The sequence below is a fragment of the Streptomyces sp. CCM_MD2014 genome, assembly GCF_000772045.1.
GTDB classification, from domain to species: Bacteria; Actinomycetota; Actinomycetes; order Streptomycetales; family Streptomycetaceae; genus Streptomyces; species Streptomyces salinarius.
Genome location: NZ_CP009754.1, coordinates 7164020 through 7187480, shown reverse-complemented (window position 1 = coordinate 7187480; position 23461 = coordinate 7164020). Strand labels below are relative to the sequence as shown.

Annotated in this window: 19 protein-coding genes and 1 pseudogene; 3 read left to right on the top strand and 17 right to left on the bottom strand. The window is 73.8% G+C overall.

Annotated features, from left to right (window positions below; all coding sequences use genetic code 11):
- Window positions 1-3: 3 nt before the first annotated feature.
- Both NI25_RS32065 and NI25_RS32060 read right to left on the bottom strand, forming a co-directional pair.
- Entirely contained in the window at window positions 4-1701 is a 1698-nt protein-coding gene (locus tag NI25_RS32065; RefSeq protein WP_061445798.1) for a flavin monoamine oxidase family protein, read from the bottom strand.
- 55 nt (window positions 1702-1756) lie between these two features.
- Window positions 1757-2545, bottom strand: a complete 789-nt coding sequence (locus NI25_RS32060; protein ID WP_061445797.1) for a carbon-nitrogen hydrolase family protein — start codon at window positions 2543-2545, stop codon at window positions 1757-1759.
- Window positions 2546-2854: 309 nt separating this feature from the next.
- On the opposite strand from NI25_RS32060, the pseudogene NI25_RS40845 reads away from it, so the two are divergent.
- Window positions 2855-3487 (top strand): annotated as a pseudogene (locus tag NI25_RS40845) (hypothetical protein); the annotation flags it as partial.
- Here the strand turns inward: NI25_RS40845 and NI25_RS32050 are convergent.
- From NI25_RS32050 to NI25_RS31990, 13 genes are all read right to left on the bottom strand, one after another.
- Window positions 3438-4691 carry an MFS transporter gene (locus tag NI25_RS32050; RefSeq protein ID WP_061445796.1) on the bottom strand — a complete coding sequence of 418 codons (1254 nt, stop codon included), beginning with the start codon at window positions 4689-4691 and terminating at the stop codon, window positions 3438-3440. The pseudogene NI25_RS40845 and the gene NI25_RS32050 overlap by 50 nt on opposite strands.
- Before the next feature lie 142 nt (window positions 4692-4833).
- Window positions 4834-5286: an Lrp/AsnC family transcriptional regulator gene (locus NI25_RS32045; RefSeq protein ID WP_003977367.1), complete on the bottom strand. Its 453-nt coding sequence runs from the start codon at window positions 5284-5286 to the stop codon at window positions 4834-4836.
- Window positions 5287-5301: 15 nt separating this feature from the next.
- The gene (locus NI25_RS32040) at window positions 5302-6789 is read right to left on the bottom strand and encodes an amino acid permease (RefSeq protein ID WP_061445795.1); all 1488 of its coding nucleotides are present in this window, start codon (window positions 6787-6789) and stop codon (window positions 5302-5304) included.
- A 296-nt stretch (window positions 6790-7085) separates the two neighbouring features.
- Window positions 7086-7481 carry a hypothetical protein gene (locus NI25_RS32035; RefSeq protein ID WP_061445794.1) on the bottom strand — a complete coding sequence of 132 codons (396 nt, stop codon included), beginning with the start codon at window positions 7479-7481 and terminating at the stop codon, window positions 7086-7088.
- Between the two features lie 76 nt (window positions 7482-7557).
- Window positions 7558-9000: a GuaB1 family IMP dehydrogenase-related protein gene (locus NI25_RS32030; protein ID WP_061447181.1), complete on the bottom strand. Its 1443-nt coding sequence runs from the start codon at window positions 8998-9000 to the stop codon at window positions 7558-7560.
- Window positions 9001-9108: 108 nt separating this feature from the next.
- Window positions 9109-9462 (bottom strand): barstar family protein, encoded by a 354-nt coding sequence (locus NI25_RS32025; RefSeq protein ID WP_061445793.1) that lies wholly within the window; start codon window positions 9460-9462, stop codon window positions 9109-9111.
- 40 nt (window positions 9463-9502) lie between these two features.
- Complete coding sequence (locus NI25_RS32020; protein WP_061445792.1) at window positions 9503-10546, bottom strand: sugar-binding transcriptional regulator; 1044 nt, start codon at window positions 10544-10546, stop codon at window positions 9503-9505.
- Between the two features lie 77 nt (window positions 10547-10623).
- Window positions 10624-11310: a ribulose-phosphate 3-epimerase gene (gene rpe / locus NI25_RS32015; protein ID WP_061445791.1), complete on the bottom strand. Its 687-nt coding sequence runs from the start codon at window positions 11308-11310 to the stop codon at window positions 10624-10626.
- Window positions 11311-11494: 184 nt separating this feature from the next.
- Window positions 11495-12703, bottom strand: coding sequence for an ABC transporter substrate-binding protein (locus tag NI25_RS32010; protein ID WP_061445790.1), 1209 nt, complete (start codon window positions 12701-12703; stop codon window positions 11495-11497).
- Window positions 12700-13638: a hypothetical protein gene (locus NI25_RS32005; protein ID WP_061445789.1), complete on the bottom strand. Its 939-nt coding sequence runs from the start codon at window positions 13636-13638 to the stop codon at window positions 12700-12702. The genes NI25_RS32010 and NI25_RS32005 overlap by 4 nt, the downstream gene beginning before the upstream one ends.
- The gene (locus NI25_RS32000) at window positions 13635-15116 is read right to left on the bottom strand and encodes a VWA domain-containing protein (RefSeq protein WP_061445788.1); all 1482 of its coding nucleotides are present in this window, start codon (window positions 15114-15116) and stop codon (window positions 13635-13637) included. The genes NI25_RS32005 and NI25_RS32000 overlap by 4 nt, the downstream gene beginning before the upstream one ends.
- A gap of 71 nt (window positions 15117-15187) precedes the next feature.
- Window positions 15188-17731, bottom strand: a complete 2544-nt coding sequence (locus tag NI25_RS31995; protein ID WP_061447180.1) for a tetratricopeptide repeat protein — start codon at window positions 17729-17731, stop codon at window positions 15188-15190.
- A 49-nt stretch (window positions 17732-17780) separates the two neighbouring features.
- A complete protein-coding gene (locus NI25_RS31990) occupies window positions 17781-19598 on the bottom strand; it encodes a S1 family peptidase (protein WP_078884785.1) in 1818 nt (605 codons plus the stop codon).
- Between the two features lie 75 nt (window positions 19599-19673).
- Here NI25_RS31990 and NI25_RS31985 point away from each other — a divergent pair, with 75 nt between their 5' ends.
- Window positions 19674-19970: a trypco2 family protein gene (locus NI25_RS31985; RefSeq protein WP_199561056.1), complete on the top strand. Its 297-nt coding sequence runs from the start codon at window positions 19674-19676 to the stop codon at window positions 19968-19970.
- 86 nt (window positions 19971-20056) lie between these two features.
- Here NI25_RS31985 and NI25_RS31980 read toward each other — a convergent pair whose 3' ends face one another.
- Together NI25_RS31980 and fmt are read right to left on the bottom strand one after the other, a co-directional pair.
- The gene (locus tag NI25_RS31980) at window positions 20057-21484 is read right to left on the bottom strand and encodes an RsmB/NOP family class I SAM-dependent RNA methyltransferase (protein WP_061445786.1); all 1428 of its coding nucleotides are present in this window, start codon (window positions 21482-21484) and stop codon (window positions 20057-20059) included.
- An 80-nt stretch (window positions 21485-21564) separates the two neighbouring features.
- Window positions 21565-22497: a methionyl-tRNA formyltransferase gene (gene fmt, locus NI25_RS31975; protein WP_061445785.1), complete on the bottom strand. Its 933-nt coding sequence runs from the start codon at window positions 22495-22497 to the stop codon at window positions 21565-21567.
- Window positions 22498-22801: 304 nt separating this feature from the next.
- Here fmt and NI25_RS31970 point away from each other — a divergent pair, with 304 nt between their 5' ends.
- Complete coding sequence (locus tag NI25_RS31970) at window positions 22802-23356, top strand: hypothetical protein (RefSeq protein ID WP_061445784.1); 555 nt, start codon at window positions 22802-22804, stop codon at window positions 23354-23356.
- Window positions 23357-23461 lie beyond the last annotated feature (105 nt).

Genomic DNA, 23461 nt, shown 5'->3' with positions numbered 1-23461 from the left:
CTCCTAGTCCTCGGGGAGCTCGACCGGCGCGATCTCCTCGTAGAGGTCGCCCGGGCCGGGGTTGGTCGCGTCGGTCTCCCCGCCGAAGTGGTGCATGACGCCCCAGACCGCGTTCAGCGCGGTCTGGACGGCGCCCTCGGCCCAGCCGGCCGTCCAGGAGATGTCGTCGCCGGCGAGGAAGATGCCCCGCTTGTCCTCGGGCAGCTCCTCCTGCATGAAGTGGGTGAACAGACGCCGCTGGTAGCGGTAGTGGCCGGGCAGGTTGGCCTTGAACGCGCCCATGAAGTACGGCTCGTTCTCCCAGGAGACGGTCACCGGGTTGCCGATGACGTGCTTCCTGATGTCGACCTTCGGGTAGATCTCGCCGAGCGACTTCAGCATGACCTCCATCCGCTCGTTCGCGGACAGGGGCAGCCACTTCAGGCTGTCGTCGCACCAGGTGTAGGAGAGGCAGATGACGGCGGGCTTGTCCGGGCCGTCGTCGAGCAGGTAGGTGCCGCGGGTCATGCGGTCGGTGAGCGTCATCGACATGACGTCCCGGCCGGTCTCCTCGTCCTTGTCGAGCCAGAAGGGCCGGTCGACCGGCACGAAGAGCTTGGAGCTCTCCATGTAGTGGGTCCGCTCGATCGCGGTCCAGTGGTCGATCGGGAAGAGGGAGTCGTCGCAGGCGATCTTCGACAGCAGCATCCAGGACTGGGCGGTGAAGATCGCCGCCCGGTACGTGCGGATGTCGCCGTCGGCGTCGGTCACGGTGATGTGGTTGCCGGCGGTGCGGTTCAGCCGGGTCACGGCCGGGCGGGGCTCGCCGTCCACGTGGAGGGACTTCAGCGAGGTGCCGTGCGGCCAGTGGACGATCTTGTCCGGCTCGCGCTCCCAGAGCCTGAGCGGCAGCTGCTGGGAGCCGCCGACGATGCCCCGGTGGTGGTCGTCGGCCTCGGTGTAGACGACGCGGAGGATCTCCAGGATGGAGTTGGGGAAGTCGGTGTCCCAGCCGCCGGTGCCGAAGCCGACCTGGCCGAAGATCTCGCGGTGCCGGAAGGACTTGAAGGCCTCGGAGTCGCAGAGGAAGCCGTAGAAGGTCTGGTTGTCGAGCTTCTCGACCAGCTTCGCCCAGATCTCGCGGATGCGGGGGACGTCGCGCTCGCGCAGGGCGCGGTTCATGTCGGAGAAGTCGGCGCCCTCTTCGAGGCACTTCGCCCAGGCGTCGGCCACGTCCCGGTAGACCTGCGGCAGGTCGTCGAGGGTTTCGGCGTAGTGCGACTCGCCCTTGAGGTCGACGACGGTCGAGGGGGTCGCCTCGGCCAGCGGGTTGGGAAAGGCCCGGGTCTCCAGGCCCACCAGGTCGATGTAGTGCTGGAGGGCGGTGGAGGACGGCGGGAAGCGCATCGCGCCCATCTCGGCGGTGAGCGACGGGTCGCAGCCCTCGAAGCCGACGGTGCGCAGCCGGCCGCCGATCCGGTCGGCCTCGTAGACGACGGGCTTGAGGCCCATCTTCATCAGCTCGTAGGCGGCCACGATGCCGGACAGGCCGCCGCCGATGACGGCGACCTCGGTGCCGTGCTCGGTGGCGGGTATCTGGCCCAGTCCGGCGGGGTGGGCGAGGAAGTCGTCGTACGCGTACGGGAAGTCCGGCCCGAACATGGTGATCGGCGGCTGCTGCTCGTCTGCGTGCTCGATCGCGTTGGGCACGGTGGACGTCATGGGGTACGGACTCCTTGCAGGGGTGGAACGGGGGGCGGGACGCGCGGTGCGGGACTCAGGCGAGGGCGCCGTAGAGGCCGGGGCGGCGGTCCCTCAGGTACGGGTTGGCCTCGCGGGACGCGGCCAGGAAGGCGGGGTCCGCGTCGGCGAGGACCAGCTCCTCGGCGCGCCCGGCCCGGGCGCGGGCGATGCCGTCGGGGCCCGCGAGGGTGGACAGGCCGACGAACTCGAACTCGCCCTCGGGGCCGACGCGGTTGACGTACGCGACGTACATCTGGTTCTCGAAGGCCCGCACCGGCACGACGGACTCGGCGACGAACTGGAAGGGGTGCATCTGCGCGGTCGGGACGAGCAGCAGGTCGGTGCCGGCCAGGGCGTGGGCGCGGACGTTCTCCGGGAACTCCACGTCGTAGCAGATCATCAGGCCGACGGTGAGGCCGTCCAGCCGGGCCTGGACGACGGGCTGCTCGCCGGGGTGGAAGTGGTCGCGCTCGAAGCAGCCGAAGAGGTGGGTCTTGCGGTAGTTCGCCGGGCGGGTGCCGTCGGCGGCGACGAGCTGGACGGAGTTGAAGACCCGCTCTCCGTCCCGCTCGGGGTAGCCGTAGGCGACGGCCAGGCCGTGGCGCCCGGCGATCTCCGCGACGGCGTCGGCCGAGTCGCCGTCGGCGGGCTCGGCGAGGACGCCGATGTCGTCGCCGACGGCGTATCCGGTCAGGAACAGCTCGGAGGTGACGAGCAGCGCGGCTCCCGCGGCGGCGGCGCGGCCCGCGGCCTCGTCGAGGACCTTGAGGTTCTCGACGGTGGAACCGGGGCGGCCGGAGCTCTGGAGCAGGGCGGTGCGCATGCGTGATCCTCATCGGTCGGAGGGGGTTCGGGGGGCCAGATAGACGGTACGGTCGGCGGACTCGGCCGGACAAGACGGACCCGTTGCGCGCCGGTGAGCGGTTCGTTGCGTGCACCCGGCACCAGTCGGCGATTCGTTGCGCCCCCGGCGGGCGCTCCCGTCCTCCCCGGGAAGCAGAGCGGGCCCGTCCCTCCCCGCCGCGCGGCGGAGGTGGTGCCCCACCCTGAGCCCGATGTGGTGCGGACGCGGCGCCGGGACAGTGGTGACCGTTCGGTTCACCGGCTTCGACCTCACGGGAGACGACCCGCCATGAAGCGCCGTACCGCGACCGCCGTGCTCTGCGCCGCCCTGCTGCTCACCGCCGCCACCACCGGCGCGGCCGTCGCCGACGGCCCCCGCGGGGGCCCGCACGACGGCCCTCCCCGAGGGAGGCCGCCGCGCTGACCGGCACGGCCAAGCTGTACCGGTCGGCGGGGGACGACATCACCTTCACCCTCGACGCCCATCCGGCGGCCGAGGACGGGGCCGGCCCCCTCGATGCCACCGGTCCTTCGCGTTCAGCCACTGCCTGAACGGCAAGGGCGCCCGGGCCGAGGCCACCGTGGACCGTCTCCTGACCGGCGGTGACGTGGCCGCCGTCTCCGGCGTCGTCACCGACTCCGACCTTCCCGGTGCCGAGGGGAAGCGGGTCGGCAGCACCGTCCACGACCTGGGCCGCCACCACCGGCTCGTCTAGGGGGCGTCGTTTGGAGCAGGTCGGTTCCAGGCGACGGCGCTTGTGGCCGCCACCGGCATGATCCAAACGACACGCCCTACAGCCGGGCGGCGACGGGCAGCAGCGCGGAGGGCGGGGAGCTGCCCCGGTGCGTGGGGACGGCGCCGTTCGAGAAGGTCAGGAAGGGGACCGGCGACTTCGACGTCGAGCCCTGGCAGCCGCGGCTGCGGTCCGGACGGCACCGGCCAGGACCAGCGCCGTCAGGAGGTACGGCACAGCGGAGAGCGCGAACGCGGTGCCGTGGCCCCATGCCGTGGCCGCCGCCCCGTAGGCGGCGTAGGTGGCGAGGGTGCCCAGCTCGCTGCCGAGACCCGCGACCGAGGTCAGGGTGGCCCGCCCGGTGTCGTCGATACGCCGCTGAAGGCGGACGTCGGCCAGGACGGTCGCCAGCTGGAAGCCTCCGAAGGCGACCGCGACCAGGACCAGGGCAACGGGTGTGCCCGCCAGGGCGCCCGCGGCCAGGGCGAGCGCGGAACCGGTGAGCAGCGCGGCGAAACCGTTGCCGGTCAGGCGTTCCGCGGGACCGGCCAGCAGGCTGCCGGCCGTGGCACCCGTCCAGATCACCAGCAGCAGCCAGGGCACGCTCTCGGCGGCCACACCCGTGTCCCGGGCGAGCAGCGGCGTGTACTCGTCGAGCGCGCCCCACACCGCCGTGACGACCGGTACGAGGAGCAGCGCGCCGCGCACGGACCGGTCGGCGCGGGCGTCGGCGAGTCCGGTGCGCAGGGTCGCGGACCAACGCTCGCCGGTGCCGGAGGGCGTTCGGTGCTCGGTGAACCGGGTCGCGATCGCCGCCGCGGCCAGACAGGCCAGCACGCTCGCCGCGCCCACCGCGTCGTAGCCGCCCCAGGCGAACACGGGACCGGCCAGGCCCATGGCGGCCATGGTCGCGGCGATGCCGATGGCGCGGGCCCGGCCCATGACGTGGGCGTACCGGTCGGCGGCACCGGCCCGGTCCAGTTCGTCGTAGACCAGTGCCTCCAGTGCGCCCGAGCCCAGCGCGCCGCCGGCGCCCCACAGCACGAAGCCGAGCGCGAAGGCGCCGTAGGACGGCACGAGCACCCACAGGGCGAAGCCGGCGGCGGTGAGCAGCGGGCCCAGGATCAGCAGCAGCCGCCGGGAGACGGCGTCGGCCCAGGCGCCGGAGGGCACCTCGAGCAGGACGCCGGTCAGCGACCACAGGGCGAACAGCGAGGTCGTCTGCCAGACGGACAGGCCGGTGTCGCTGAACAGCAGCGCGTACACCGGGTAGAGCAGGACGAACTCGTCGCAGAACGCGGAGGCGTACAGCGTGCGCACGAGCCGGCGGGTGCCGGCGGGCGCGGTGGCGGCACGCTCGGCCGAGGGCGAGGGCGGAGGTGAGACGGTCATGAGGCCTTCCCGAGGGGGCGGATCGGACACCGGAGGTACGGCGTCCGGGGCGGCCCTCGGGAGGAGGCGCCACAGGTGGTGGATCAATGTCGCCAGGTCATGGCACCGATGCTAGACGGCACGCCGCGCCCTGCCCATCGGTTTACGTGGGCGAGCCCGACGAGAAGCGCCGCAGCAGCGGCGAGAGCACCAGGACGGACTTGGTGCGCTCCACGAACGGCTCCCCGGCGATCCGCTCCAGGACCCGCTCGAAGTGCCGCATGTCGGAGGCGAAGACCTGGGCGACCGCGTCCGCGTCCCCGGTGACGGTGGACGCGGCCACGACCTCCTGGTAGCGCTCCAGGCCCCGCTGGATGGTCTCGGGCGAGGTGTTGCGGCGGCAGAAGATCTCGACGAACCCCTCGGTCTCCCAGCCGAGCGCGGCGGGGTCGACGCGGACGGTGAAGCCGGTGATGGCTCCGGTGGCGCGCAGCCGGTCCACGCGCCGTTTGACGGCGGGCGCGGACAGGCCGACCGACTGCCCGATGTCCGCGTAGGAGCGGCGGGCGTCCTCGGCGAGGGCGTGCACGATGCGTTCGTCGAGATCGTTCAGCACTGCGGGTCGTTCACTTCACTTCTGGTGCGTCCGGACCTGGGAGGGGTCCGGTGTGGCGAGTCGGGAGCGGCGTTGGCCGTACACGAAGTAGAACACGAGCCCGACGGCCATCCAGACACCGAAGACCACCCAGGTGACGGTGGACAGGCTGCCCATCATCCAGACGCAGAAGCCGAAGCCGAGGGCGGGCAGGACCGGCGACAGCGGGACCCGGAAGGTGCGGCGCATGTCGGGACGGGTCCGGCGCAGCACCACGACGGCCACGTTGACCAGGGCGAAGGCGAAGAGGGTGCCGATGCTGGTGGCGTCGGCGAGCCGGCCGAGCGGGACGGCGGCGGCGAGAACGCCGCAGAACAGCGAGACGATCAGCGTGTTGGCGCGGGGCGCGCCGGTCTTCGGGTGGACCTTGGAGAAGACCTTGGGCACCAGTCCGTCGCGGGACATGGCGAACAGGACGCGGGTCTGGCCGTAGAGGACGGTCAGCACGACGCTGGCGATGGCGACGACGGCGCAGAAGGCCAGCAGGGTGCCCCAGAAGCTCTGCCCGGTCACGTCGGTCATGATCTGCGCGAGGGAGGCCTCGGAGTCGGTGAAGGTCCGCCAGGGCCTGGCCCCGACGGCGACGGCGGCGACCAGGACGTAGAGCACCGTGACGATGACGAGGGACAGCATGATGGCGCGCGGCAGGTCGCGCTGGGCGTTCTTGGCCTCCTCGCCCGCGGTGGAGGCGGCGTCGAAGCCGATGTACGAGAAGAAGAGCGTCGCACCGGCCGCGCTGACCCCGGCCATGCCGAGCGGCATGAAGTGCTCGTAGTTGCCGGAGCGGAAGCCCTGCACACCGATCGTGCAGAAGAGCACCAGCGCCGCAATCTTGACGACCACCATGATCGTGTTGGCGCGGGCGGACTCGCGGGCGCCGCCGAGCAGGAAGGTCATGGCGAGCAGGACGACGATCAGCGCGGGCAGGTTGAAGATGCCGCCGTCACCGGGCGGCGCCGACAGGGCCGCGGGGAGGGTGACGCCGACGGTGCCGTCGAGCAGCTCGTTCAGGTACTCGCCCCAGCCGACGGCGACGGCGGCCACGGACACGCCGTACTCGAGGATCAGGCACCAGCCGCAGACCCAGGCGATCAGCTCGCCCATGGTGGCGTAGGCGTACGAGTACGAGGACCCGGAGACCGGGATGGTGCCGGCCAGCTCGGCGTAGGACAGGGCCGAGAAGAGCGCGGTGAGGCCGGCGATGACGAAGGAGAGCGTGACGGCCGGACCGGCCTTGGGTACGGCCTCGCCGAGGACGACGAAGATGCCGGTGCCGAGGGTGGCGCCGATGCTGATCATCGTGAGCTGCCAGAGGCCGAGGGAGCGGCGGAGGCTGCCGCCCTCGCCCTGGCCGCCCTCGGCGACCAGGCGTTCCACGGGCTTGCGGCGCATGAGGCGCGCGGCGAAGCCCGGGGACGGGGCTGCCGATGCGTCGTGGTGCGGGGGTGCGCCTTGGTCGATCACGCGGTGACTCCTTTGTCGCTGCCGGTGGCTCCGCCGGGTGAGCGGACGGGCTCCGGGCGGGCCTGGGGAGCGGCGGGGACCGGCGGGCGCGCTCGTGCAGAACGGGAACCCACCGAGCGGGGTCCCCGCCACGCCACGTACAGCGCAGAACACTACGAGGGGGGCGGTGCCCCGGTAATGCAGCAACCTTGCGCATTCGGGCACGATCGTTGCGTTCGACGGGGCGGGGCGGGTGTTCGTTGCGCGCGGGGCGCACGGCGTTGCGTGCCGGGCGGCGATCGGTGGATCGGGCCAGGTCAGTGCTCGTCCGGTTGGCCCGCGACGGCGCGTGCCTCGGCCGCGTCCGCCGCGTCGAAGCCGATCTCGCCGGGCCGGCCGCGGGCCGCCTCCTGGGCGTCGATCCAGCGTGTGTGCGCCTCCCAGGCGGCCTGCTTGCTGGTGCCGAGGGCGGCCCCGATCTGCGACCAGGAGGCACCGGCCTCGCGGGCGGCGCGGACGGTGAGCTGGCGCCCGTAGGCGGCCTTGCGGGCGACCACCTCGCTCAGGGCGAGCAGTTCGAGGAGCTGGGGGCGGTCCAGGGCCTCGCCGTCGCCGCCGAACCCGGCGAGGGACTCGCGGGCACGCAGTTCGTCGAGACGGGCCACGGCGGTCAGCAGGGTGTGTTCCGGTTCGATGCTCTGCGGTGTCGTCATGCGCCCAGCGTCCCGTCAGGTCTGCCTGACGTCAAGCAGGCCTGACGGGACGGAATCCGGAATCGGGCGGTCCGGGTCAGCTCCAGCTGGCGTGCAGCGGCTTGCCCTCGGCGTAACCGGCGGCGCTCTGGATGCCGACGATGGCCTTCTCGGCGAACTCCTCCAGGGAGCCGGCTCCGGCGTAGGTGCAGGACGAGCGGACGCCCGCGATGATCGAGTCGATCAGGTCCTCGACGCCGGGGCGGGCCGGGTCGAGGAACATCCGCGAGGTGGAGATGCCCTCCTCGAACAGCGCCTTGCGGGCCCGGTCGTACGCCGACTCCTCCGAGGTGCGGTTGCGCACCGCGCGGGCGGAGGCCATGCCGAAGGACTCCTTGTAGGCCCGGCCGTTGGCGTCGTGCTGGAGGTCGCCCGGGGACTCGTAGGTCCCGGCGAACCAGGAGCCGACCATCACGTTGGACGCACCGGCCGCGAGGGCCATGGCCACGTCGCGCGGGTGGCGGACGCCCCCGTCGGCCCACACGTGCTTGCCGTACTTCCTGGCCTCGGCGGCGCACTCCAGGACGGCGGAGAACTGCGGGCGGCCCACGCCGGTCATCATCCGGGTCGTGCACATGGCGCCGGGGCCGACGCCGACCTTGATGATGTCGGCGCCCGCCTCGATCAGGTCGCGCACGCCCTCGGCGGAGACGATGTTGCCCGCGACGATCGGAACCTGCGGGTCCAGCTCGCGCACCACCTTCACCGCGTTGATCATCGACTCCTGGTGGCCGTGCGCGGTGTCGATGACGAGGGTGTCCACACCCGCGTCGAGCAGCTGCTTGGCCTTGCCGGCCACGTCGCCGTTGATGCCGACGGCGGCGGCGATGCGGAGCCTGCCGTTCGCGTCGACGGCCGGGGTGTACAGCGTGGCGCGCAGCGCGCCCTTGCGGGTGAGGATGCCGGCGAGGCGGCCGTCCTTGTCGACGGCGGGCGCGTAGCGCCGGTTGGCGGCGTCGAGGGTGTTGAAGGCCTCGCGCGGGTCCAGGTCCGCGTCGAGGAGGATCAGGTCCTTGGACATGACCTCCTCGAGCTGGGTGAAGCGGTCCACGCCGGACAGGTCGGCGTCGGTGACCACGCCGACGGGCTTGTGGTCCCCGTCCACGACGACCCCGGCGTTGTGCGCGCGCTTGGGCAGCAGGGACAGCGCGTCGGCGACCGTCTGGTGCGGGGCCAGCACGATGGGGGTGTCCAGGACGAGGTGGCGGCTCTTCACCCAGGAGACGACGTCGGTGACGACCTCGATCGGGATGTCCTGCGGGATGACCACGAGCCCGCCGCGCCGGGCCACCGTCTCGGCCATCCGGCGGCCCGCGATGGCGGTCATGTTGGCGACGACCAGCGGGATCGTGGTGCCCGTGCCGTCCGGGGAACCGAGGTCCACGCCCTGCCGGGAGCCCACCGCGGAGCGGCTCGGCACCATGAACACGTCGTCGTACGTCAGGTCGTACGAGGGCTGGATGTCATTGAGGAAACGCACGTGCTGCACATCCCAGTCGATCAGAGGTGGCCCCCGGACAGGTCAGCCAGGGGGAAAGAGCACGTACTTCATTCTCCCATGACGGGTGGCCGATAATCCCCGGGCAGATCATCCAGGCTGGTCAGCGGCCTGCTTGGAGGAACCTCCAGGGCCGAGGGTGACGAAGAGCCCCGGGCCGCGGTCGGTGGCCTCGGCGAAGACCTCCTCGGCGACCGCCCACTCGTCCGGCCGCGCCTCGGCGTACGCCCGCCAGCCCTCCACGACGAGCACCAGCCCCCGGTCCGCCGCGCCCTCGGGCCACACGGAGGGGTCGGAGAGGGAGTCGGCGAGCGCGTCCCAGTTGCGGCCGAACCAGTCGGGCAGCGCCAGGTCACGGGCGCAGCGGTCCATCAGGCCCGCCTTGTCCGTGACCCCGCCGAGGTCCAGCGTGACCACGAGCCGCCCCGCGGAGTCCTCGGTCATGTCGCGCCCTTCTTCCCGTTCTCCCGCTGCCGACCGGCCGTCAGATCCCGTCCGGGTCCGCCCGGTTGAGCGTCGACTTCGGTGCCGAGCCCGCCGTCATCAGGTAGTCCGCGGCCGACGTGTCCGTCACCAGGCTGGTGACGAGACCGGAGCGCAGCACCGCGTCGATGGCCGCCGCCTTGCGCTGCCCGCCCGCGATCGCGACGACCTCGGGGATACGACGGAGCTGGTCGGCCTTGACGGTGATGCACCGCTCCCCCAGGTCCCGCCCGACGCGCCGCCCGTCGGCGTCGAAGAGGTGCGCGGACATCTCGGCGGCGACCCCGAGCGAGGCGTAGTGCGCGCGCTCCTCGTCGCTGAGCATGTCGTGCACCGTCGAGATGCCGGGCTCCCAGGAGCCGATGGAGACGCAGGCGACCGTGACCTTGTCGAAGTACTCGAAGGCCCGGGCGATCCCGGTCTGGTGCCGCAGCGCCTGCGCGGTGGCCGCGTCCGGCAGCAGCATCGGCGCGTAGATGGGGTGGGCATCGCCGCCCGACACCTGGGCGGCGCGGCGCACGGCCTCCACCGAGCCGCGCTCGGCGGTCCCGGCGTCGTACACGCCCGTCAGCTGCACCACGGTGCACGGCGGCAGCCGGTCGAGGGCCGCCGCCATGTGGATGGTGGACCGGCCCCAGGCCAGACCCAGCACGTCGCCCTCGTTGACCAGCTCGCCGAGCAGGTCGGCGGCCACCTCCCCCAGGTTCTCCGGGTCGGGCGTCTCCTCGGCGTCGGCCGGGGACTCCACCACGACGGCGTGCCGCAGCCCGTAACGGGCGCGCAGGGCGTCCGAACGCTCAGCGTCCAACTCGGCCGGCACCCGGATCTCGATGCGTACAAGGTCCCGCTCGAGGGCGGTCTCGAGAACCCTGGCCACCTTGAAGCGGCTGACGCCGAACTCCTCCGCGATCTGGATCTTGGACTTGCCCTCGAGGTAGAAGCGGCGGGCCATGGCCGCCGCCTGGACCAGCTCAGCGGGTCCCATCCGCATGGCTGAACGGCCCGCCGACATACCCGACACGGCGATCTCCTCACTGCTGTTCACACTCTGGATACGCCGTTCATCCTTGCAGATTCGGCGCACTTGATCAGCCCTGATGGGAGCCGTTCACTTTCTGTTCCTCAGTGGTCGCAGAACCAGGATGCCTTGGCGGTGCCCGCATCTGCCTGCGTGCGCAGCGCGCGTACCGCCTCGGCCGGGTCGGACGCCCCGTACACCGCGGAACCCGCGACGAAGACGTCGGCGCCGGCGTCGGCGCACCGCTCGATCGTGGACGCCGAGACACCGCCGTCGACCTGGAGCCAGAGCTCCAGACCGTGCTTCCTGATCAGCTCACGGGTACGGCGGATCTTGGGAAGCATGATGTCGAGGAACGCCTGCCCGCCGAAGCCGGGTTCAACCGTCATGATCAGCAGCATGTCGAGTTCGGGGAGCAGGTCCTCGTACGGCTCGACCGGCGTCGCGGGCTTGAGCGCCATGGACGCGCGGGCTCCCTTGGCCCGGATCTCCCGGGCCAGCCGCACCGGTGCGGCGGCGGCCTCGGCGTGGAAGGTGACGGAACCGGCGCCCGCCTCCACGTACTGGGGGGCCCAGCGGTCCGGGGCCTCGATCATGAGGTGACAGTCCAGCGGGGTGTCCGTGGCGCGGGCCAGGGACTCGACCACCGGCACGCCGAGCGTGAGGTTCGGGACGAAGTGGTTGTCCATGACGTCGACGTGGAGCCAGTCGGCTCCCTCGACCGCCTTGGCCTCGTCCGCGAGGCGGGCGAAGTCGGCGGACAGGATGCTGGGGTTGATCTGCGCGGCCATGTTCCTAAGCGTGCCATGCCCTCCGGGGGTGGGCCGGGAGGGGTCCGCAGTGGGCAGGGTTGATCGTTGGCCGCGGGCCCGGTGGCGGGTTGCCGGCGCCCGCGCGGCGGAGCCGCAGAGTGTCACAGCCCCGCGCCCCTTCGGGGCGCGCCCGCTGGGCGCGGGGTGCGGGAAGCGCCTGGGTTCAGCCCGTGCCGCAGACCGGGAGGTTCTGGGGTGTGCGGAGGCGGTCGAGTTCCTTCAGGCGGGTGTCCAGGTCGGTCGGGTCGGCGAAGTAACGGAGTACCGCCTGGTGGAAGGCGTCGCGCGTGGTGCGGGGCATGGCGTCGGAGGCGTCCCAGCAGCGGGTGCGGCCGGGTTCGCGCAGGAGGGTGCCGATCTCCCGTTCGGCGGCGTCCTGCTCGGTGTCCGCCGCGGCCGACCTGTTCGCGGTGTACTCCGGCAGCGCGGTGTCCGGGTCGGCGAGGTAGCCGATCAGTTTCCTGGCCTGCGGGGTCGGGTTCAGCATGGCGGCGAGGTCGCCGGAGACCTCCCAGGCGCCGGCGTCCGCGCCGGCCGCGGGCACGACCTCGGAGGAGTGGACGTGGTCGCCGCCCTTCTGCCGCCAGTGCCCGGCGCGGAAGGAACCCTGGTGCTCCAGGCGGCCCGCCCCGCAGTCGGCGTCGAACGCGGTGGTCAGCACCTGCTCGACACGGGAGGCGTCGCCCGCGCCCACCAGGTCGGACCAGGTCGTCCAGGCCTTGCGTACGGCGTCGTCGGTCCAGGGCAGCCTGCCGTTGGCCCAGTCCGCGTACACCCGTGGCCCGGCCTGCTGGAGGAGGATGTCCTCCACCCAGTCGGTGCCGGGCCAGCCGGAGGTCGCGCCGGACTCCATGCCGAGGCACCACCGTGCGGGAGGGCCGGCCGTCTCCGCCGTCGGCGCCGGTCCCGCGTACCACACCATGCTCTTCAGGCCCGTCTTCACGGGCAGCCAGTACGTGTGGGCGCCGCCCTCTCCCGGCACCGTCACCCGGGGCGCCCAGAACCGGTCGTAGTCCCCGGCGTCGAAGAGGCCGTCCAGCGGGTGGAGCCGGCCGTCGACGGCGTAGGCGAGCAGTTCGCCGGGGCCGGGCAGCACCGCCACGTCGGGCGGGTTGCCGGCCGCCATGTCGGCGGCGAGCACCTGGCTGAGTGCGGAGCTGCCCTGGTAGACGACGTCGATCCGGTACTTCTCCTCGAAGGGCTCGATGACGTGCTCCTCGAACTGCTCGCGCTCGGCGCCGCTCCAGTTGGCGAGCAGGGTGACGGAGCCCTCCCAGTCCCGTGCCCAGCGGACCCCGGCCCAGACGCCGGCGCCGAGCAGGACCAGGCAGACGCAGACGATGCCCAGGGTGCGGGTGCCCGGGCGTCTCATCGCTGCCCCCGGAACCGGTACGTGGCGATCCGCGGCCACAGAACCCACAGCGTCAGCGCCATCACCACAGCCCCTCCCAGCAGTATCCAGTCGGACAACGAGGCCCAGAACCCGGCGTCCGCGAGCGCGCCCTGCACCTCGTCGGCCACCTCGGGGATGGCGTCCGGACCGGCCGGCGGCATCCGCACCTCGGCCACGGAGTCGGTCATCGCGCGGTGCGTGTCGAAGGTCTGCCAGGCCAGCAACGGCACGCCGCCGGCGCACAGCACGGTGGCGGCGAGCAACCGCAGCCGCACGGGCCGCCGGAAGCGCCGCCGCAGGAACCGCTGGGTCTCCAGCAGCGCCCCGCACAGGGCCGCGTACAGCACCGCGACCGTGCACCAGCCGACCCACAACTGCCAGGGGAAGGCGGCCTGCCGCCGGGCCTCGGCGAGCTGTTCGCCGCGCAGGGCGTCGAGGCGGCTCATGATGTCGCCCTCGGTTCCGGCCTCGGCCCGCAGGCCGAGGACCTTCTCGGCGTAGTGGAGGAAGGCGGCGCGCAGCGGTGAACCGTCCGGCTCCCGGCCCCCGCGTTCCACCCAGCCCGAGTAGACGGCTATCAGCCCGGTGACGGTCTGGACGTCGTGGCGGCCCGCCAGGCCGGTGACGTTCTCCGAGGCGGCCAGGGCGAGGCTCTGCTGGGCGACGGAGATCTGGGTGAGGAACTCCCCGCTGGTGTCGCCCTCGGCACCGGTGTCGCGGACCACCTCGTGCGCCTGCCGCAGGGCGCTCTGCGCGGTGTCGACGGCGCGGATGCCGGGCGTGCTCTCGGTGGACAGGGGCACGGTGTCGTCGTGCACGCCGCGGTAGGCGAAGAACAGCGCGAGGGTGGTCGCGGCCGCCAGGGCCAGCAGCAGCCTCAGCCTGCGGATCAGGTCCCGGCCGGTGGTGCTCACGGCCGTGCCTCGAAGCCGTGGCCGCAGGACGGGCAGAACCGGGCGGCCGCCGGAGCCTTGCGCGAGCAGGCCGGGCAGGTCACCGCGGCGCCGCCGCCCGGTGCGGTGCCCGACGTGCCGGAGCCGGGCCCGGTGCCGGACGCGGGGCCGTAGGTGCTGTGGCTGCTCGCGGTGATCAGGTGCTGGAAGTCGACGGCCGTCACGTCCGGGCGCAGCGCGACCCGGCCGCCCTGCGCGTCCTCGATCCGCACCAGCCGGGCCAGCCGCGCCAGCTGCTCGTCGGCGCCCATGGCGTGGGCGATCCGGACGGCTCGGCCCAGCTGGTGCTCGGCCAGGTCGCGCTGCCCCCGGCGGTGTGCGTCGGTGGCCGCTGCGACCGCCTCGCCGAGCCGCTGGTGCTGCTCGAAGTGCTCGACCTGGACGTCGGTGTGCCGGGACAGGGCCGGGTCGTCGGTCCAGTGCACCAGGCAGGGCTGTGGCGGCGGCAGCCGGACCTCGTCGCCGCCGGGCACGTCGACGGCGACCACGGCGATCTGCAGGTCCTCCCGGCGCGGGCGGCCGGCCGGGTCGGCGGCCAGGCACAGCTGGTAGCGGCGCGTCTCGTCGCCCCAGGCGCGGGTGACGAACCGTCCGGTGCCGTCCTCGGCGGTCAGCTCGGCCTCGGTGGGGAAGACCTGTTTGAGGTAGCGCACGGTGCACCCGGGCATCGCGGTCACGGAGATCACCAGCTCGGGGACGGTCTTGGTGACCAGCCGGTTCATCAGCTGCTCGTACTCCGCCGGCAGCGCCGCCTCCTCACGCACCGAGGAGGCGCTGCCGTGCAGCCGGCGGGTGATCCGCAGCAGTTCCCGGCCGTCCCACCCGTCCCCGATGCCCCAGGCGTCGCAGACGAACTGGCCCGCGCACTCGTCCAGCACCCGGGCGAGCGGCATGTGCTCGTCGTGCTGGTTCTTGCCGTCGGTGAGCAGCAGGACGTGACCGATGGGCGCCCCCTGCTTCGCGAGCAGGCGGCGGCTCAGGTCCAGCCAGGCGCCGATGCAGGTGCCGCCGCCCGCGACCATCTCGCGCACGGCACGCTCCGCGCGCGCCCGGGTGAAGTCGGAGGCGCGGGCCATGCGCGGGGTGTCCGGGTACACCACGGCCGCCTGCTCGCTGCCCCGCACCACCGCGAACGGGGTGCCGTCGGGCAGCTTGCGGATCGCCGCGACCGCCGCCCGCTGAGCCGCGTGCAGCTTCTCCACCGGCCAGGTCATCGAGCTGGAGCAGTCCACGGCCAGAACCTGCGCGAGCACCGGGCCGCCCCGGCGGCCGGCGCCCCCGGTGCCGTCCACGCGCACGCTGAGGATGGCGTGCATCTGCGGGTCGCCCACCTCACTGGACAGGTACTTCCACTGGCTGATCTCCAGCCCGGCGGCCGCCTGCCCGGCCGCTCCACCCGTCCCGGCCGCTCCGCCCGTCCCGGGCGTTCCCGTCTCCACAGTGTCCGTGCCCCCTCGCCCACGTCGTCGCCGTCACGCCCAGGTCGTCGCGCCTCGCCTCTTCAACGTGCTCACTCCGTACGCCGCCGCCCCCGCACCAGCTCGCGCAGCCCGGCCGGTGCCGGGCGCACCGCGTAGGCGGCGTCCAGCAGGTCCCCGCGCTCGTCGGCGCTGCCCGCCTGGTCGGCGAGCCGCTTGAGCGACTTGGTCAGCTGCTTGCGCAGCGCCTCCTCGGTGTCCTGCGGGCCGAGCAGCTCCCCGGCGAGGAAGCCGCTCCCCCAGCCTTCGGGCGGGCGGCAGGCGAGCGCCTGTTCGCGCAGTTCGGTCACCAGCCGGTCCCGGGAGTCACTGCCGTCCAGGTGCAGCCCCGCCAGCCGTTCGGCGGCCTCGCGCAGGTCGGCGGGGAGCGGCCCGAGCCCGCCCGGCAGCCGGCCTGCCAGGATCCGCACCGCCGCGACGCGGGCGGCGTCGTAGTGCCGGGAGGTGGTCGGCACGCCGTCCAGCACCTCGACGGCCCGGCGGCGCCCGTCGCGGCGCAGCCGGACGCGGGCCAGCCCGAAGGCGGCGCTGCCCTGCGTGGGGTCGCGCCGCAGCACCGCTTCGTAGAACTCCTCGGCCTGCGTCTCGCGGGCCCGCGCCCGCTCGGCCGCCTGCGGGTCCGCCGGGCGCGCCCGCGGGTCGAGCCGCGTCGCGTCCGGCCCGCCCGCGTCGGAGCCTCGTACGTTCGGATCCCGTACCTCCGGACCCCGGCCGCCGGGTGCCCGTCTGTCCGGTGCCCGTCCGTCTCGTCCCGGTGTGCCCGGTGCCGGTCCGTCCGGCGCCCGGACGTCCTGATCGGGCAGGTCCGGCTCCCGTACGCCGGTCTCCCGAAGCTGCTCCGCCAGGTACTCGGCGCAGTAGCCGAGCGCCAGCTTGGGTGCCGCCTCGCCGGGCAGCGCGGCGTAGGTGGCGGCGAACTCGTCCTCCGCCTTGCCCACCGCGCCGCGCGTGAGGTGGACCAGGCCCCGGTGCCAGAAGATCCGCCAGTCGTAGTCGCCGCTCCAGCCCTTGGCCCGGTCCACCCACTCCTCGGCCCGCTCGGCGTTCCCGGCGTCCAGGTAGGCGCGGCACAGCCACAGCGCCGTCTCCACGGTGCGCAGCGCCGGGTCGCCCTCGGCCCGTTCGGCGATGCGGTCGGGGGTGTCGGCGGCGAGGCCGCCGAGCAGTACGGTCGCCGGGTCCGAGGCGTCGGGCAGGGGGACCGGCAGCGCGCGGGCCGCCGTCCGGGGCTCGGGGGCACCTGCGGGCAGCTCGGGTGGCCTGCCGCCGGGGCGCCGCGTCCACCACCGGAGCGCCGGTGCCGTGCCGAGCGCGGCGCCGAAGACCGCCGCGGTCGGCTCGAACCGGGTGGAGCGCTCGGGGTACGGCTCCCGCCCGCCGAGCGCCTGGTCCTCGCGGAGCACCTCCCACAGCTGGCGGGACATCTCGGCCGCGGAACGGAACCGGGCCGCGGGCTCGGGGTGGGTGGCCCGGCGGATCAGCGCATCGAAGGAGCGGGCGGCCAGTCCGGCGGGCCGCGTGGCCCGCTCGGCGAGCACCTTCAGGGTCCGGCCGACGGTGTACAGGTCGCTGTCGACGTCGAGGCCTCGCCGGTCGCGTTCGCGCTTCGGCGGGGCGTAGCCGTGGGTGTGGACGAGCCCGGAGGAACGGTCGTCGATCCGGCGGACGGCGCCCAGGTCTATGACCTTGATCTCGCGCCCGTAGTGGATGACGTTCTCGGGTTTCATGTCGCAGTAGAGCAGGCCCTGGTCGTGCAGGTACTCGAGGGCGCCGAGGATCTTGCAGCCGTACGTGATGACGTGCCCGAACTCGAAGCCGCCGGTGCCGAACAGCCGCGCCAGCTCCTCCTCGGGGGCGAACCGGATCCAGGCGAGGGACCGGCCGCCGACGTACTCCATCACGATGTAGCCGGTCGGTTCGGCGTCGCCGGGCGCCAGGTGCTGGACGTGGGTGACGATGCGGACGATGTCGCGGTGGTGGAGGCTGGTGAGCGAGCGGCGCTCCTCGACCGCGGCCCGGCGGGCCACGGCGTCGCCGGTGTTGATCAGCCCTTTGAGGACGACGTACAGGCCGGGCACCCTGGTGTCCTCGGCCAGGTAGACCCAGCCGTGCCCGCCGACCGCGAGATAGCCGAGCACCTTGTAGTGCCCGCCGACCCGGTCGCCGGGGCGCAGCTTCGGCCGGAACGAGTACTCCGTGCCGCACTCCGGGCAGAACCCGTGGTCGGGCGCGGGACCGCCGTCGTAGGAGACCCCGATGGTGCCGGCGCAGTTGTCGACGCCGCAGCGCCGGCCGCCGGTCGGGGGCCGGGCGACGGTGTCGGCGGCCTCGGAGGGGTCCGGGGAGGGCAGGGCCGGCAGGACCAGGAGCCCGTCGCGGTCCAGCTCGCCGGAGCTCGGGGCGGCGGGGCTCTGCGACCCCGGCTCCGCCGGTGCGACGGAGCCGTCCGGGGCGGGGGCCGGCTCCGCCGAAGGCGGTTCGGGGTCGAGGGGGCGGCGGAAGCAGGTGTCGCAGTACCCGGTGACCATGATCCGGCCGCCCCGGCAGTCGGCTCTGACGCAGGCTCTGTCGCTCATGCCGGGGGCTCCCGGTGCGTCCGTGGGGCGGGCCGGGGACTTCTCGCCGTCATCGCGCGTCACCTCCGCCGTGGTCGTCGACGCGCCGGGTGTAGGCGTCCACCGCCGCCTCCGCCGCACGCACGTCGCAGGGTCTTGCCCGGAGCAGGGCGTGGGCCCGGAGGTAGAGGTCGTCCACGGCCGGGTCCTCCTCGCCCTGCAGGGAGTGCTGGTGCAGGACGTGGTAGCCGCGCAGGCGTCCGGCGAGTTCGTCGCGCCGGTCGCGAAGCCGGTCGAGTTCGGCGACGCCCGCCGCCAGGCGGCCGGCCACCCGATCGGCCAGCCGCTCGTACCGGTCGAGGTCGGGCGCGGGTCCGGCGGGGCGCCCGGGGGCACGGTCGGCATCCCGGTCATGACCGTGCCCCGGATGCCGGTCGGCGTTCCGGTCCGGATCCCGGTCCCGGCCGGGGTCCCGGTCGAGGTCGGGCTCCCCGGCCCCACCGCGCTCCCCGTCGTCATCGTCCGCGCGCAGCAGGTCGGCCAGGGCGGCGTGCGCGGCCACCAGGTCCGAGTCGAGGGGGCGTACGCCGTGCGGGACCACCGCCGCGAGGCGTTCGCGCAGATCCTCGGCGAGCGGTCCGGTGAGGTCCCGCAACCGCTCGACGAGCCGGGCGCGACGCTCCCGCGCGGGCCGGGTGAGCAGTCGGTCGCGGGCGAGGCGGTGACAGTCGCCAGGCGTGCGGAACACCAGCAGCAGACGGCTGCCCCCGGCGCGCAGCACCTCCAGGAGATCCAGCAGGGGCAGCGGGTCGATCGCCTCGTCGACTCCGACGACGACCAGGTTGAGGGTTGCCCTGGAGGCGCGGATGCGGTCGAGCGGAGGATCCTCCGGGTGCTGCCACAGGCCCATGCGTTCGGCGATCCGCTCGGCGATCTCGGCGGCGGTCACCCCGCTCGCGTCCACGGCGAGGTCGTGGCCGCCGGCCGACGGAACGGTGCCGGGCGGGTCGAGGGACGCGCGGTCGATCGAGACCGCGGTGCGTAACTCCCGGTCGGCGAGGGTGATGGCGCGGCGCAGCGTGGCCGCGCGGGCGGCGTCGCCGGGCCCGACGACGCTGATCTTCACCGGGCTGCCGTCGTCGCGCAGCCAGGCGGCGAGGCGCTGGGCGAACGGCTCGTCGAGCAGGTCCGGGGAGGGGCCGTCGTCGGTGGGGAGCAGCCGCTCGTCCACGGCCGTGGGGCCCACGATGTGCGGTTTGAGCCCGGGCAGGTGCCGGGCGATGGTCTCGGCGGGACTCATGAAGGAGAACCGGTTGCCGTGCTGGTCGAGCTGACCGCTGAGCACCATGCCGATGACCTCGCCGGTCCGGCTGTCGGCGACGCCCGCGCCGCTGCATCCCGGGCTGGCCAGTTCGCCGGGGCTGATCGGGCTCAGCTGCACCTGTCCGTCGCGCCCGCAGCCGCCGACGACGGTGGAGCGGAACCAGATGCCGCCGTTGTGGGCGTAGGGGAAGCCGTACATGCGCACTTCGCGGCCGGGTGCGGACAGCCGGTGCAGCCGTACCGTTTCCTCCACCGGCCGGGGCCGCTCCAGCCGCAGCAGGGCCACGTCCCCGCTGGGGTCGCCGTCGGCGTCCAGCGTTTCCGGCACGTAGTTGGTGCCGTCCACCCGGGCGGGAACCGCGGGCACGCTGTGGTCGGCGGCGCCGACGAACTCCGCGGTGAGCCGGGCCGCCGCGCGGTCCACCACGTGCGCGCAGGTGAGCACCTGATCGGGGGTCAGCAGTATGCCGGCCCCCGCGATCTCCCCGTCCGCTCCCCGGATCCGCACCGCCCAGCTCGGTGTCTTCATGGGCGAGGCGGCCGGATCTCCCCCGCCAGCAGCCATATGCGAACTATACGGGCGCGTGCACCTGGCGCATACTGCTGCGACAACAGTGAACGAGCTTTGTACGGAGGCGAGTTGACGAACGAACCGGGTTTCGTGGGGCTGGCCGAGGTGATCGGCCGGATCCGGGGCGAACTGGAGGAGGCCCGCGCCGAGGCGACGGGCCACGACCTGGGCTTCGCGGTGGAGAAGGTGAGCCTGACCTTCACCGTGCAGGTCCACCGGGCGGGCACCGGCCGGGGAGGGGTCCGGATCGGCGTGGTGACGGCCGAACTGGGCGGCTCCGTCGACCACCAGACCACCCATCAGGTCCAGGTGGACCTGAAACCCGAGCTGACGGACGGGACACGGGTGAAGGTCAACCGGCGCTAGCGCCGCGAGAGTGCGTGCATCGCGTCGCGCGGCTGAAGGGAATCGTCAGACAGGTCCTGGACGCCCCGACGGACGGGACGGGTCGGTCACGAGGTCCGGCGCACGAGGGCCAGGTACATGGCGTCCGTGCCGTGCAGGTGCGGCCACAGCTGGACGTCGGGTCCCTCGCCGAGGTCAGGGACGCCGGGCAGCAGCGGCCGTGCGTCGATCAGCTCGGTGCCGGGGTGCTGCTTGAGGACGTCCGCGACGACGGCGCGGGTCTCGGCGAGGTGGGGCGAGCAGGTCGCGTAGGCGACGACGCCGCCGACCCGTACGGCCTCCAGGGCACTGCGCAGCAGCCCGCGCTGGAGCGGGGCGAAGCCGTCCAGGTCCTCGGGGCGGCGCCGCCAGCGCGCCTCGGGGCGGCGCCGCAGGGCGCCGAGCCCCGTGCACGGCACGTCGACCAGGACGCGGTCGAAGCTCCCCGGGCGCCACGCGGGGCGGGTCCCGTCGGCGGCGATCACCTGGTAGGGCCCCGGGTTGCCGTCCAGCGCCCTGGCCACGAGCCCGGCGCGGTGCGGCTGCTTCTCGGAGGCGAGCAGGAAGGCTCCCCGTTCCGCGGCGAGCGCACCGAGGAGCGCCGCCTTGCCGCCGGGTCCGGCGCACCCGTCCAGCCAGCGCCGGTCCGGCCCGTCCAGCGGCGCGTTGGCGAGGGCAAGGGCGACCAGCTGGCTGCCCTCGTCCTGCACGCCGGCGCGGCCCTCCCGCACGGCCTCGACGGCCCCGGGTTCGCCGCCCTCGCTCAGCCGCACGGCGTAGGGCGACCAGCGTCCCGGTACGGCGGCCTCCTCGCCGAGCAGTTCGTCGGGGGTGGCCCGGCCCGGCCGCGCGACCAGGGTGACCTCGGGGCGTTCGTTGTCGGCGGCCAGCAGTTCCTCGATGCCGGTGCGGCCGCCGCCCAGCGAGTCCCAGAGCGCGGAGACGACCCAGCGCGGGTGGGAGTGCACGACGGCGAGGTGGTCCTCGGGGTCCTCGTCGTAGGGCGGGGCGACGCGCTCCAGCCAGCCGTCGAGATCGTCCCGGGCCACCTTGCGCAGCACGGCGTTGACGAACTTGGCCCGGCCGTCGCCGAGCACGACCCGGGCCAGCTCGACGGAGGCGGAGACGGCGGCGTGGCTCGGGATCCGCGTCCCGAGCAGCTGGTGCACCCCGAGGCTGAGCACGTCGAGCACCGGCGGGTCGACCTCGCGCAGCGGCCGGTCCACGCAGTCCGCGATGATCGCGTCGTAGGTCCCCTGCCGGCGCAGCGTCCCGTACACCAGCTCGGTCGCGAGGGCGGCGTCCCGCGCGTCGAACTTCTCGGGCCCCTCCTTCTCGCGGGCCTTGCGCAGCAGCGGCGGCAGGACGAGGTTGGCGTACGCGTCCCGCTCGTCCACGGCCCGGAGCGCCTCGAAGGCGAGGATGCGGACGGGGTCCTTCTGGGGCCTGCGGTACGGCTTGCCGGGCTTGCGGGGACGGCGGGGCTGCTCGCTCACGAAAAAGGTGCTCCGGGTGTGGGGTGAAGTGCGCTCACCAGCGTACGCCGCGCGGGTGAGCGTTGCCGCTCAGGCGCAGCTCAGCCGCCGAGCAGCTCGCCCTCGGTGATCCGGGCCCCGCGCGCCCAGTCCGCGGCCCGCATCGGCTTCTTGCCCTGCGCCTGCACCCACAGCAGCTCGACGGCGTGCGAGCCGGTGCCGACGTACACGTTGTTCTTCCCGGCGGCGAGCTGCCCCGGGGCGAGGTCGGTCCGGTCGGGCAGGGGCACGGCCTGAACGAGCTTGAGCCGCTCGCCGCGGAAGGTGGTCCAGGCGCCGGGGGCCGGGGTGCAGCCGCGCACCACACGGTCCACCCGCAGGGCCGGGGCGGTCCAGTCGACCCGCGCGTCCTCGACGGTGATCTTCGGTGCGAGCGTGACGCCCTCGCTCGGCTGCGGTACGGCCTTCAGGCTGCCGTCCTCGATGCCGTCCATGGTGGCCGCGAGCAGGCCCGCACCGGCGAAGGCCAGCCGGGTCAGCAGGTCGCCGCTGGTGTCGGTGGGGCGGACGGTCTCGGTGACGGTCCCGTACACGGGGCCGGAGTCCAGGCCCTCCTCGATCAGGAAGGTGGACGCGCCGGTGATCTCGTCGCCCGCCATCAGCGCGTGCTGCACGGGGGCGGCGCCGCGCCAGGCGGGCAGCAGCGAGAAGTGCAGGTTGACCCAGCCCCGGGCGGGCACGTCGAGGGCGACGCGGGGCAGCAGGGCGCCGTAGGCGACGACGGGGCAGCAGTCGGGCGCGATCTCGCGCAGCCGGTCCAGGAACTCGGGGTCGCGCGGCTTCGCGGGCTTGAGCACCTCGATGCCCGCCTCCTCGGCCCGCTCGGCCACGGGCGAGGCGACCAGCCGGCGCCCGCGCCCGGCCGGAGCGTCGGGCCGCGTGACGACGGCGGCCACCTCGTGACGCCCGGAGGCGATCAGGGCGTCCAGGGCGGGAACGGCGACCTCGGGGGTGCCGGCGAAGACGAGCTTCATGGGTGGGACGGGCCTCTCGGGCGGGAACGTTGGCGGGCGACGCACCAGTCTACGAGCCCGAAGGCCGCGGAAAGCCGCCGACGGCGCACCACCACGACGGCAGAGGCTCACGGCTCGGCCGACGGCGAACGGGTGGTGCGCGGACGGGGACCCCGGGGCCGAAGGCCGAGGGGGCGCACGAACAAACCCCCACGCCCCCACCCCGTGACCAACCCCGCACCCGCACGTTGGTCAAGAAAGAGTTGACACGCCGGGCCGCCCGCGCGGCCCGATTCCTTTCAACGCCGGTTCGAGAGGCTTGTTCATGGCCGACCATGCAACCCACGACGCCCAGGCTCGGGCCAGCCTGCACTTGCTGGTGCGGGACATCGAGCGGGTCCGCCGGCAGGTGGACGCACTGCGCACCCTCACCGCCCAGTTGGGCAACGTCTACCGCCCGCGCCGCTCCGGCCCCTCCACGGGCTTCGTCGTCTACGGACGCGCCCCCGCCCCGACGGTCCGTCTCGCGCAGGAACTGCGGGACAGTGTCGAGACCCTGGTCACGGCCGCCGTGGACTTCGACCGTTCGCTCGGCTTCTCCTGGGACGCGGTGGGCTCCGCGCTCGGCGTGACCAAGCAGGCGGTGCACCGGCGCTACGGCTCCCGGCGCGCCGCGGCCCAGCCGGCGGCGTCCGCCGCCGAGGCCACCGAGCACACCCCGGAGCCGACGGGCACCCGCCCGGTCAACGTGGGCTCCGGACTCCCTGGGGTACCCACGGTTCCGGCGGCCCGCTCCATGCCGACCCAGCCGACCTCGGGCAGCCCGTCCCTGCGCGACGAGGTCCGTCCCACCGCCTTCCCCGGCCCGCGCAACGGCTGACCCCCCGCAACGACCGACCCGCACACCGGCCGCCCGCACCGGCCGCCCGCACCGGCCGAGCCGCGATATCGCACCGGCCCTCCGCCCTCCCCGACCCCGGAGACG